This is a genomic window from Streptococcus dentasini, assembly GCF_053206945.1.
In genome coordinates, this window is sequence record NZ_JBRUHS010000001.1 from 181,392 (window position 1) to 193,775 (window position 12,384).

Here is a 12,384-nt window from a genome sequence, read left to right on the forward strand (position 1 = left end):
AGAATTTTTTGGAGGCCCTATGGAAAATCACAATTTTGAAAATGAAGGTCAGTTCCAGCGTAAGATGAGCAGCCGACATCTGCAGATGCTATCAATCGGTGGTATCATCGGTACTGGCCTCTTCCTGAGTTCTGGCTATGCCATTGCTCAGGCAGGTCCGCTCGGTTCGGTCTTGTCCTATCTCTTTGGCTCTGTCATGGTCTATCTGATCATGTTTTCCCTAGGAGAGTTAGCCGTAGCCATGCCGGTTACAGGCTCTTTTCATACTTATGCGACCAGATTCATCAGTCCGGGGACTGGCTTTACTGTTGCCTGGTCTTACTGGCTTTGCTGGACGGTTGCTCTGGCATCCCAGTTCATCGGAGCGGCTAACCTCATGCTGCGTTGGTTCCCCGGCGTGCCTGTCTGGGTTTTTGCAACTGGTTTTGCAGCTTTAGTTTTTTTGGTCAATAGTTTGAACGTCAAGTGGTTTGCTGAGACTGAGTATTACTTTTCTAGTATCAAAGTCTATGCCATTATTCTCTTTATCCTATTAGGAGGGCTAGCAATTTTTGGGATACTTCCATATGAGGGAAGTCATCAGGCACCACTTTTGACCAATTTCGTCAAAGACGGGCTCTTTCCCAAAGGTCTCCTAGGAGTCATCACTGTGATCCTATCGGTCAACTATGCCTTTTCAGGGATTGAGTTGATCGGAGTGGCTGCAGGAGAGACTGACAATCCTAAAAAAGAGATTCCCTTTGCCATTAAGTCTACTATTGGACGCTTGGTGTTCCTCTTTTGTCTGACGATGGCAGTGCTAGCAGCCTTGATGCCAGCGAGTCAGGCAGGTGTCGTAGAAGCTCCCTTTGTCGTCGTATTCGACAAGATTGGGATCCCTTTTGCGGCAGATCTGATGAACTTTGTCATTCTGACTGCTATTTTGTCCGCAGCTAATTCTGGACTTTATGCCTCTGGCCGCATGCTCTGGTCACTAGCCAATGAAGGCATGATCAGCAAGAATATCGTCCGTATCAATGATAACGGTGTACCAATGCGCGCTATGATCCTCTCGATGATCGGTGTTGTGATTGCTTTGATTGCCAGTATCTATTATGAAAAGACTATTTTCTTAGCCCTAGTATCAATTGCAGGATTTGCCGTTGTCGTAGTTTGGCTATCCATCCCAATCGCTCAGATCAATTTTCGTAAGCGCTGGCTCAAAGAGCATCGCTTGGATGAATTGGACTACAAAACACCACACAGCCCGATACTGCCTTATCTAACAATCCTTCTCCTTATCGTTTCTATCATCGGAATCGCTTGGGATCCCTCTCAAAGAGCCGGCCTTTATTTTGGCGTCCCCTTTGTCATTCTTTGCTACATTTATCATTTTATCCGCTTTAAAAAGTGGTAGAAAGGACACTTATGGGAGCATTTCAATCATTACTACAATCACAGGATTACATTATTTTGCACGGTGCCTTGGGGACCGAGTTGGAGTACCGAGGGCATGATGTTTCCGGTAAACTCTGGTCGGCCAAGTATCTCCTAGAAAATCCTGATTATATCCAAGATATCCATGAAACCTATCTGCGAGCCGGCAGTGATATTGTGACAACTTCCAGCTATCAGGCAACCCTACCTGGACTTTTGGATTACGGTCTTAGTCAAGAAAAGGCTGAAACTGTCATCGCCCTGACTGTCACCCTAGCCAAGCAGGCCCGCGATAAGGTTTGGAATGAACTTAGCGACCAAGAAAAGGCCAAGCGTCCCTTTCCTTTGATCAGCGGAGATGTAGGGCCTTACGCAGCCTATCTGGCCGATGGCTCCGAATATACGGGACAGTACGGCTCTATCACAAAAGAGGCACTCAAGGACTTCCACCGTCCGCGAATTGCACTCTTGATCCAAGAAGGCGTCGACCTCCTAGCTCTGGAGACCATGCCCAATTTCCTTGAAGCACAGGCCCTCAGCGAACTTTTGGCTGAAGAATTTCCAGAAGTCGAGGCTTATATGAGCTTCACTTCGCAGGATGGACAGACAATTTCGGATGGTACAGATATTGCAACAGTTGCTGAGCTCGTGAATGCCAGTTCACAGATTTTAGCAGTGGGACTGAATTGCAGTTCACCCAATGTCTATCATGAGTTTCTGAGTCGGCTGAGACAATACACTCAAAAGCCCCTTGTCACCTATCCCAATTCTGGTGAAGTTTATGATGGCGCCAGTCAAACGTGGACTCAATCGGCTGACCATTCTCACAGCCTATTAGAAAATACTAGAGACTGGCACAAACTTGGTGCCAAGGTTGTTGGAGGCTGCTGTCGTACGCGACCGCAGGATATTGAAATCCTATCTGGAAATCTTAGATAAAGAAAAATCACCTTCCCCTGCAGGGAGGCGATTTTTTCTTATAAAATTTTATCGACTTTTTCAAAGGTAACCAGAGCCCCACCTACAATGACTGTAACCAAGGCTAGAATCCACAGCAGTGCATCCCATGTTCCAAAAATTTCCTGACTGTAGCCGAGGACAATGGGGCCAATTGAGGCTAAGAGATAACCGCCAGTTTGAACCATTCCTGAAAGGCGAGCCGTATCTTGAGCATGGCTTGTCTTGAGATTGAAACTAACCAGCATATAGGGAAATAACGCAGCTACTGACAAACCAAGGCTGATATGGCCGATTGCCCAAAGGAAATAGTCAGCTGGCGAAAGCAGCAGAATAGCCAGTCCCAGTATGGTCAATCCAACAAAACCAAGCATGATCGCGGTTCTTACTCGACGTTTTTGTCGGCTTACCAAGGAGGGGATTGTCAGAGACATAGGCAGACTGACCAGATTGTAGAGGCCAAGCAGAGAGCCTGCTTGATCGGCCGACATACCAGAAGCTTGTGATAGTGTCGGCAGCCAGGTTAACTCTGTGTAAAAGAGCAGAGACTGCAGGCCTCCGAAGACCAACATAGCAAGGGCGTAGGGGTTCTTCCAGAGATTTTGCGAGTGGCTGTTTTCTTCTTGTGCGCTTTCTTTTTGGATTTGACGAGGATTTCTGGTATTGGGCAGCCAAAGGATGAAGCCTAACAGGATAATACCTGACAGCAGGATAATAAAACCACGCCAGCTAAAAATACTCGATATTGGGGAAGCTAGAGAGGTCAGAATAGTAGAAGAGAGCCCCATAACGCTGGTGTAAAGCGTAGTGTAGGCACCAGCCTTGTGGGGAAAATAAGTAGCGACAATACTGGGGAGCAAGACATTGACACAAGCAATGGTCGCTCCGATTAGGATGGTTCCTAGATAGAGGGTAGGTAATGAGATGATACGAAGCACTGACCCCATTGCCATGATTAAAAGTACCGCGGCAATCAGCCGCTCAAGACCAAAGACGCGTGCCAGTTTAGGGGCTAGCGAGGAAAAAATTGCAAACATGAGCAGCGGAATAGAGGTCAAGGCCCCTAGCGAGCTGACAGACACCCCCAGACTTTTAGCGATATCAGGTAGGATAGTTGGAATAGTGGTAAAAGGTGAGTCTAATTTTACAGAGTCGTAGGCGGGTTCAGTTAAGTTAAGATACAAAGAAGCGGTTCGCTTAGCGAAAATCTCTGACCGAAAAATAGGCGACAGACGCCGTGTCCTTGGACATAAGGAAGTCGGTCTTTTTTCCGAAGAGATTAGCTTCCTGTTCAATTATTAAGATACAAAGGGAGTCCGCGGATCAAGCAAAAATAGGAGGTTCAACGAAGACGCTTGCGTCTAGAAAGAAACTATCTTTTTTGCACAAGTCGCAGCCCGTGTTCAATTATTAAGATACGGCAGAGGTTTGTTATCTAAGTGCTTCTATCATATCAAAATCAGACGAGCTTTTCACCCTAGTCTAAGAAGGATTTTTCATTTTATTTTATACACAAGCCTTGACACTCATTTAGATCCGTGTTAGTATAATGTTTAGGTTTTATATAACCGACCTAAGACAGCAGGGGAGTTCAACTCATAAACATCCTGCCGAGGCACAAAAACGTAGAACTAAAAGACTCAGAATTTTTCTGAGCTGCTATAAAACGTATTTGTACTTTCGTGTCTGGGTTTGGATGCGAATTTTTTCGTTTCCAGACAAAATAATAACGGAGGTAAAACTAATGAGTGAAGCTATTATTGCAAAAAAAGCCGAACTGGTCGAAGTCGTTGCTGAAAAGATGAAAGCTGCTGCGGCTCTTGTGGTTGTTGATTCACGTGGTTTGACAGTTGAGCAAGACACTAATCTTCGTCGCTCACTTCGTGAAAGCGGCATTGAGCTGAAAGTGATCAAAAACTCAATCCTGTCACGTGCAGCTGAAAAAGCTGGTCTCGACGACATGAAAGACCTTTTTGTTGGACCATCTGCTGTAGCCTTTTCAAACGAAGATGTTGTAGCACCAGCAAAAATCATCAACGACTTTGCAAAAGAAGCTGACGCACTTGAAATCAAGGGCGGTGCAATCGAAGGCGCTGTTTCTTCAAAAGAAGAGATCCAAGCATTGGCAACCCTGCCAAACCGCGAAGGTATGCTTTCTATGCTCCTTTCTGTACTTCAAGCGCCAGTGCGCAACGTTGCTTACGCTGTCAAGGCTGTTGCCGACAGCAAAGAAGAAGACGGTGCTGCTTAAGCAGTTCATCGCAATTGGTAGCCTAGAGCTACAGCCTATCTAAAATAAAAACATATTTGGAGGAAATGACAATGGCATTGAACATTGAAAACATTATTGCTGAAATTAAAGAAGCTTCAATCCTTGAATTGAACGATCTTGTAAAAGCTATCGAAGAAGAATTTGGTGTAACTGCAGCTGCTCCTGTAGCTGCAGCTGGCGCAGCTGGTGCAGAAGATGCAGGTGCTGCTAAAGATTCATTTGATGTTGAATTGACTGCTGGCGGTGACAAGAAAGTTGCTGTTATCAAGGTTGTTCGTGAAATCACTGGCGAAGGTCTTAAAGAAGCTAAAGCTCTCGTTGACAATGCACCATCAGTACTTAAAGAAGGTGTAGCAGCAGCTGAAGCTGAAGAAATGAAAGCTAAGCTTGAAGAAGCTGGAGCAAGTGTAACTCTTAAATAATAGGGCCGCTGCTCAAATTGTTAAGCCATCACCATCTGGTGGTGGCTTTTTAGGTGCACTTGATTCATATGATATTGAGATACTGTGGAGGTTGGCACCGTCTGGTGGTAGACGGCCAAAGCCTTCTGCCTAAAAAGAGAAAAGCAGCAAAGCTCTGAACCTTAAAATAAGAGAGCGAGAAAAATCAAAATTGTGATTTTATCATAATTACTGACTGAATCTCCCCTCCTTTTTTAAATTTTTTAGGAATTTTGTCTCGTAAATTATGATAAATAGAAGCTTAGACCTGTATAATGTAGAAGAATTCGTATTTTAGCAGGATGTCCTGATGCGACTTTTACTATGACGAGGCACTTTTTTGACAGGTGATATATCGAACGAATTGTAAAAAGTACGTCCGCAGTAGAGAGGATTCTTGGTCTAAGCAACCCTCATTTCTCCCCTATGTTAGACTGATGGCACTGAGATGTTTACTTGAAAATTTCAGTTTGGTGACATTGTAAAACGTATGTAAAAATGATAAAATGATAAAATGATAAGCGATATCGCTGTATTTTTAATATTATCTGGGAGAGTAATATCAAGGCATGTTTTCTTAGAATAGGAAGTGATAAAAATTTATGGGAAATGGGCTAACATTGGAGCATGAAATAACAGCAAAACAAGGCATCTACAATCGCTATATCAAACGCGGTTTAGACATTGTGGTTGGCCTTGTCGGTACTGTTGTTTTTTTCTTGCCTTTAGCTGTTATCATTCTTTGCTGTTATTCATTTGGCAAGGACAAGGGAAGAGTTGTCTTTACCCAAGAGCGAATGGGGCTAAATGGCCAAACCTTTAAAATCATTAAATTCCGCTCTATGGTGGAAAATGCCGAAGAAATGCTCAAACAAGATAAAGAGCTCTATCAGAAATATCTGTCTAATGGTTATAAATTCCCTGAGGGTGAGGATCCCCGCTTAACTAAAATCGGTGCTTTTATCAGGAAAACAAGTTTAGACGAATTTCCTCAGTTTATCAATATTTTAAAAGGAGATATGAGCTTTGTTGGTCCTCGGCCAATCTTAGCTGCTGAACTCGAGGAATATACAGAGCAAGGAAAGAAAGAATTGCTGTCGGTGAAACCAGGTGCTACAGGCTGGTGGCAGGTTTCTGGACGCAGCGATGTCTTGTATCCTGAGCGTTGCCAGCTAGAACTTTATTATCCGCGGCATTTTTCTTTTAGATTAGATGTCAAAATAACTCTTTTGACGGTGAGACAAGTATTAAGCGGAAGGGGAGCTCACTGATGATAAAGATTTTGCCGATTGAGAAGAGAGTGGTGGAAAGCTGATGGCTGAAAAGAAGATTTCTGTTCAGATGAATATCATCATGAATTTCATTTTGACCATTTCGAATATTGTCTTTCCCTTAGTAACCTTCCCTTACGTCTCGCGGGTTCTTTTGCCGGTGGGGACTGGTAAGGTAGCCTTTGCGACCTCTATCGTGTCCTACTTTGCCATGATTGGGATGCTGGGCATTCCGACCTATGGAATTCGGGCCTGTGCCAAGGTGCGCGATGATAGGGAGCGGCTGTCCAAGACAGTTCAGGAGATTATGGTCATCAATGGCCTAGCCATGGCGCTATCGCTGACTGCTTACCTAGTCGCTATCGCTGCAGTCCCTCGCATGGCTCAGGATAGAACGCTGTTTATGATTAATATTGCTACCCTCGTTTTCAACTTAATCGGCTGCGAGTGGCTCTATAAGGCTTTGGAACAGTACGCTTACATTACTGTACGCTCGATCGTTCTTAAGTTCGTATCCTTAGCGCTTATGTTTCTGTTGGTTCACGATCAGGGAGATTATGTCATTTACGGAGCTATTACCATTCTGGCCAGCGTGGGATCGAATTTCTTTAACTTCATCAATCTGAGACGCCACCTCAAGCTTAAGTGGTATGCTAATATGGATCTGCGCCAGCATCTTCAGCCTATCTTTAGCTTTTTTATGATGACAGTAGCGACGACTATCTACACCAATCTGGATGCGGTCATGCTGGGCTTTATGAAGGGGGATGCGGCTGTCGGTTATTACAATGCCTCGGTCAAAATCAAGGCTATCTTGGTCAGTCTTGTAACATCGATGGGAAGTGTTCTCTTGCCTCGTCTGTCGTACTATGTTAAGCATGAGCGCAAAGAGGAATTCTATCGCCTGAGCGTGAGGTCCCTGCAGTTTATTGGTTTTATTGCTATTCCACTCTGGGTCTATTTTACCCTCTTTGCTAAGCAGGGCATCTATTTCCTGTCAGGAACGAGCTACACAGGCTCTATCCTGCCCATGCAGCTGATTATGCCGACGCTCTTTTTGATCGGCCTGTCCAATCTCTTGGGAATCCAGATTTTGGTGCCGACCGAACGGGAAAATGAGGTCCTCAAGTCAGTGGCCCTAGGTGCGGTTGTCGATCTCATCATCAACATCATCTGCATTCCTCGTTTTGGCGCAGCAGGGGCAGCCTTTGGTACTCTGGTAGCTGAGACCTTTGTCACTGCCTACCAAATCTATGTGCTGCGTGATTTTCTCAGAGAGATTCTATCTCAGCTGCACTACTATAAGAACTTCCTAGCGACACTTTTAGCAAGTTTAGCAGCTCTAGCGCTCTATATGGGGCTCTTGAGCGGAGCTTCAAATTTTCTTATTTTGGCTGTGACAGCGACTGTATTTGGATTGATTTACGTCCTTGTCAGCCTTGCTATCAGGGATGATTTCATCCGCTATCTTTATCATTATTATAAGAAGTAAGGAGTATTTGTGAAAGACATTACGTTGCTTGTGGCGGCGCATAAACCTTTTGTCATGCCGCGGGATACCAAGCTTTATCTGCCGATTCAAGTCGGCGCTAAAGGCAAGCCTGATATTGGTTACACGCCAGACGATAGAGGTGAGAACATCTCAGAACGCAATCCATACTACAGCGAACTCACGGGTCTTTACTGGGCTTGGAAGAATCTGGATTGTGATTATCTGGGGCTGGTACACTATCGGCGGTATTTTGCTAAAGATGGGGTGCGTTACAAGGAAGGTCTGGATATCAATCAGGCCATTCTCACGCAGGCTGACTGCGAGAAGCTCTTGGATCAGGCTGATGTCATTGTTCCCAAGCGCCGTAAATACTATATCGAAACCCTTTATTCCCACTATGCCCACACCTTTGATGGTGGTCATTTGGACGAGGCGAGGGCCATTATCGAGCAAATTCAGCCGGATTATCTGACGGCCTTTGACCGCGTTATGCAGCAACGCTCAGGCTATATGTTTAATATGTATCTCATGTCTAAGGCAAATTCGGATGCCTACTGTGCCTGGCTTTTTCCGATCTTGCAAGAGCTCTACCAAAGGATCGACACCAAGGTTTTAACAGCCTTTGAAGCCCGTCTCTTCGGCCGAGTCAGTGAGATCCTCTTCAATGTCTGGTTGGATAAGCAGGATCTCACAGTTAAAGAAGTGCCCTTTATCTACATGGAAAAGGTCAATCTGTGGAAGAAGGGGCTGTCCTTCCTGCAAGCCAAATTCTTTGGTAAGAAATACGAAGCCAGCTTTTAAAAAGCAATCACTTTTAGGAGCTCGGCTTCCTTTTGTCAAGAGATTATCATAGTAGATGAAATGATTTTAAGTAAGAGAGAGAATACGATGTCACAATATGATTATTTAGTTGTTGGTGCGGGTTTGTTTGGGGCTGTCTTTGCCCACGAAGCGGCCCTCAAGGGTAAGAGGGTCAAGGTGATTGAAAAGCGTGACCATATCGCTGGAAATATCTATACCAAGGAAGTGGAAGGGATCCAAGTACATGAGTACGGGGCTCATATCTTCCATACGTCTGACAAGGAAATTTGGGATTATGTCAACCAGTTTGCAGAGTTTAACCGCTACACGAACAGTCCCATTGCTAATTATAAGGGGGAAATCTACAATTTGCCCTTCAATATGAACACCTTCAACAAGCTCTGGGGTGTGGTGACACCGCAGGAGGCTCAGGCTAAGATTGATGAGCAGCGGGCTGTCTTAGGTGGTAAGAAGCCTGAAAATCTCGAGGAACAGGCTATTTCGCTGGTGGGGACCGACATCTATGAAAAGCTGATTAAGGATTATACACAGAAGCAGTGGGGCAAGCCAACGACGGAACTCCCTGCCTTTATCATCCGTCGCCTGCCGGTTCGTCTAACCTATGACAATAACTATTTCAATGATACCTACCAAGGAATTCCGATCGGAGGTTACACTCAGATCGTTGAGAAGATGCTGGATCATGCCAATATTGATGTGGAGACTGGCGTTGACTTCTTCGCTAAAAAAGAAGCCTACTTAGCGGCTTTTCCTAAGGTGGTCTTCACCGGTATGATCGATCAGTTCTTTGATTACCAACTGGGTGAGCTGGAGTACCGCAGCCTGCGCTTTGAGACAGAAACCCTCGAGCTGGAAAATTATCAGGGCAATGCGGTGGTCAACTATACGGATGCAGAGACACCGTACACACGGATCATTGAGCACAAGCATTTTGAATTTGGCACTCAGCCTAAAACCATCATCACCAAGGAACATTCTAAGACCTGGCACCGTGGAGATGAACCCTACTATCCCGTCAACAACGATCGCAACAATCACCTCTACAAGGAATACAAGAAATTAGCTGACCAAGAAGGTCAGGTTATCTTCGGCGGCCGTCTGGGTCACTATCGTTACTACGACATGCACCAAGTCATCGCTGCCGCCCTGCAGTGTGTGAGAAGTGAAGTAAGGTAATTATCAGCAGCATAGATCAGATCTTAAAGGGTAAAGTATCTACGCTCTATCTTGCTATCTTATTATTCCTTGAAATTGACGCAAAAATCAATAAAAATTTGACCAGAAAAAATTATGTACCTTTATGAACAGAACACAAAAAAGAAATTCCTCATTTGAATTATTAAGGATACTATCCATAGTAATGATTATTTTTCATCATTTTGCCATCCATGGGGATTTTACAATGGTGGGAGAAACAGAGTCTTGCCTCGTTAGAAGCTGGTATTATTTTATTATAATGGGTGGCAAAGTAGGTGTGAATATCTTTATTCTTATTTCTGCCTATTTTTTGAGCGCAAGCCAAAAGAAACTTAATTTATCAAAATTAGTAAAGTTTTGGGGGCGGGTTATATTTTATTCTTTAGCACTTTTAGCTTTAGGAGCAATCTTTGGCTCGGATCAAGTTGATATAAAGTTTGTTATTAAATCTTTCTTACCCATAACTTTTTCTATGTGGTGGTTTGCAACAAGCTACTTTATACTTTATCTTCTGCATCCCTTTATCAACAAGGGGTTGCAGCAGTTAAGCAAAACTAATTACCAGCAATTGTTAGCGGTGCTGATTACCATTTTCTCTCTGGTCCCCACTTTTTCAGGAACCACCCCTGACTATACAGAATTGACTTGGTTTTGTACACTGTATTGTATCGGCGGTTATATCCGAAAATTTGGCTTGTTAGAAAGTTTCAGCAAAAAAATTCTAACAGCATTTGTGACGCTTATTGTTTTGCTAAATCTTGTTGGTACGGTTATTCTTAGTTACTTAACTGATAAATTTGAAATTATTAAAGGGCATGTCATCTATTTCTACGGCGAGAACAAGTTGCCAATAGTGTTGATATCTATATTACTGTTTCTAATCTTTAAGAAGATACAGCTATCTCACTCAAAAGTCATAAACACCATTGCTTCTACCAGTTTTGCCGTATATTTAATTCACGATCACCCGATTGTAAGACCGTTTCTATGGGAAGAGCTATTTCATGTGAATCAGTATCAAGACAGCTGGTTGATTATACCTGCGTCAATAGTGATTGTTCTATTAGTCTACAGTGCTTGTACCGCTATTGATTTAATAAGAAAAAGGATAATCCGCAGCAAAGTCCCCCTAAAATAAAAGGGTTCTCTTAGTTGTGATTGATAGCTCTTTGATAACTGGGATTCAAGAGGATTTGCCTCACTGTGATAGGCACAAAATTTATCGATGCTATTCTAAGAGAGTAAAAAGAAGTAGAAAACTTATATTCCAAGTCAGTTAAGAGAAGGTTTGAAAAGAAAATTCATGATAATTAAAATTAATAAAGACTCTATTTTAGCTTTAATCCTTTATTTGGTTTTAGCTGTATACCTGTTTTTTGCCGTACTAAATGCATCATTTTTTGTTCAAATTATACCTGATGCTGTTTTCAAACTTGTCAATTATTCATTATTGGCAATAATGATCTTGGTAGAAGTAACTGATTTTAAATTGAGCAAGCAATCGTTGCTAGTTGCTCCTATTCTCTTGATTCTCTTACTGATTGCCGTAAGAACAGCAGGTGTTTTTTCGAATATTTCTGTAATGATACTCTTTAGCTTTTTTTACAGAAAATTTCCTTTGGAAAACCTTGTTAAAGTAGCTGTTTTTTCAAGCTCTTTAGCGCTATCTTTTATTGTTTTTAGTAGTTTGTTAGGCATTATTCCTAATTATTTGGAGCAGACTCCTGATCGTATTCGTCATTACATCGGTTTTAGGTATGCTCTCTTCCCATCTGCAGTTTTACTGAATATTATTTCTGGAAGATTTTTTATTAAAAAGAATCAGGTTAGTCTGTTAGAATTATTTGTACTTTTTGCTATAAATTTTTGGGTTTATTATCAGACGAATTCGCGTCTGACATACTATAGTGTCACCTTGTTGCTGATTATTTGGATCATTCTTAAATACTATCCTAATTTGATAGAGAAAATGAGACCTTTGCTGTCACTCTTTATTTTATCTTATCCAGCCTCATTTTTGCTCAGTCTATGGTTTAGCTTTAAATATACACCAGTTAGTTCTTTTCAACTTTTTCTCAATGGTTTATTTGGGAATCGCCTGTATCTAATGCACAAATCTATGGAACTCTATGGTTTCAAGTTGACGGGGCAACAAATTGATTGGGTTGGTAATGGTTTAAATACTCTTGGGCGGATAACACGGTCCAGATATCTCTATGTCGATAATTTATATATGCAAATGTTGCAACAGTATGGTTTGATTATTAGCTTGGCTTTTGTCCTTGGTATGACTATTGTGATGGTTAGGCTGTATCAGCGCAGAGATATGTACCTTTTCATTATCCTCATCAGCTTAGCTCTTCATGGCTTGGTTGATGACCTGATTGGTAATATTCATTACAATATTTTTCTATTAGTTTTTGGAATACTATATATTGAACAGTATAGGCTAAATAGGCGAAATACTGAGGAAATTTAGAAGAAAATAGTCGATCAATTCAATGACATTTAGATAGT

Annotated in this window: 11 protein-coding genes and 1 other annotated feature; of the genes, 10 read left to right on the plus strand and 1 reads right to left on the minus strand. The window is 42.7% G+C overall.

Annotated elements, in window-relative coordinates; translation table 11 throughout:
• Positions 1-19 precede the first annotated feature (19 nt).
• Together ACVR1G_RS00910 and mmuM are read left to right on the plus strand one after the other, a co-directional pair.
• Positions 20-1,396: an amino acid permease gene (locus ACVR1G_RS00910; RefSeq protein ID WP_447451346.1), complete on the plus strand. Its 1,377-nt coding sequence runs from the start codon at positions 20-22 to the stop codon at positions 1,394-1,396.
• A gap of 11 nt (positions 1,397-1,407) precedes the next feature.
• On the plus strand, positions 1,408-2,355 hold the full coding sequence (gene mmuM, locus ACVR1G_RS00915; RefSeq protein ID WP_447451347.1) for a homocysteine S-methyltransferase: 948 nt from the start codon (positions 1,408-1,410) through the stop codon (positions 2,353-2,355).
• Between the two features lie 38 nt (positions 2,356-2,393).
• Here the strand turns inward: mmuM and ACVR1G_RS00920 are convergent, their stop codons facing one another.
• On the minus strand, positions 2,394-3,557 hold the full coding sequence (locus ACVR1G_RS00920; protein WP_447451348.1) for an MFS transporter: 1,164 nt from the start codon (positions 3,555-3,557) through the stop codon (positions 2,394-2,396).
• A gap of 370 nt (positions 3,558-3,927) precedes the next feature.
• Positions 3,928-4,091 (plus strand) — a sequence feature (ribosomal protein L10 leader region).
• Positions 4,092-4,117: 26 nt separating this feature from the next.
• Between ACVR1G_RS00920 and rplJ the strand changes: the two genes are divergently transcribed.
• From rplJ to ACVR1G_RS00960, 8 genes are all read left to right on the plus strand, one after another.
• Positions 4,118-4,624 (plus strand): 50S ribosomal protein L10, encoded by a 507-nt coding sequence (gene rplJ, locus ACVR1G_RS00925; protein ID WP_447451349.1) that lies wholly within the window; start codon positions 4,118-4,120, stop codon positions 4,622-4,624.
• Positions 4,625-4,695: 71 nt separating this feature from the next.
• A complete protein-coding gene (gene rplL / locus ACVR1G_RS00930; protein WP_447451350.1) occupies positions 4,696-5,067 on the plus strand; it encodes a 50S ribosomal protein L7/L12 in 372 nt (123 codons plus the stop codon).
• Positions 5,068-5,687: 620 nt separating this feature from the next.
• Positions 5,688-6,356, plus strand: a complete 669-nt coding sequence (locus ACVR1G_RS00935) for a sugar transferase (protein ID WP_447451351.1) — start codon at positions 5,688-5,690, stop codon at positions 6,354-6,356.
• Between the two features lie 43 nt (positions 6,357-6,399).
• The gene (locus ACVR1G_RS00940; RefSeq protein WP_447451352.1) at positions 6,400-7,848 is read left to right on the plus strand and encodes a flippase; all 1,449 of its coding nucleotides are present in this window, start codon (positions 6,400-6,402) and stop codon (positions 7,846-7,848) included.
• Between the two features lie 9 nt (positions 7,849-7,857).
• Positions 7,858-8,649 carry a DUF4422 domain-containing protein gene (locus ACVR1G_RS00945; protein ID WP_447451353.1) on the plus strand — a complete coding sequence of 264 codons (792 nt, stop codon included), beginning with the start codon at positions 7,858-7,860 and terminating at the stop codon, positions 8,647-8,649.
• 87 nt (positions 8,650-8,736) lie between these two features.
• A complete protein-coding gene (gene glf / locus ACVR1G_RS00950) occupies positions 8,737-9,846 on the plus strand; it encodes a UDP-galactopyranose mutase (RefSeq protein WP_447451354.1) in 1,110 nt (369 codons plus the stop codon).
• Between the two features lie 124 nt (positions 9,847-9,970).
• Positions 9,971-11,005, plus strand: a complete 1,035-nt coding sequence (locus ACVR1G_RS00955) for an acyltransferase (protein ID WP_447451355.1) — start codon at positions 9,971-9,973, stop codon at positions 11,003-11,005.
• A gap of 165 nt (positions 11,006-11,170) precedes the next feature.
• Positions 11,171-12,346, plus strand: coding sequence for a hypothetical protein (locus tag ACVR1G_RS00960; RefSeq protein WP_447451356.1), 1,176 nt, complete (start codon positions 11,171-11,173; stop codon positions 12,344-12,346).
• Positions 12,347-12,384 lie beyond the last annotated feature (38 nt).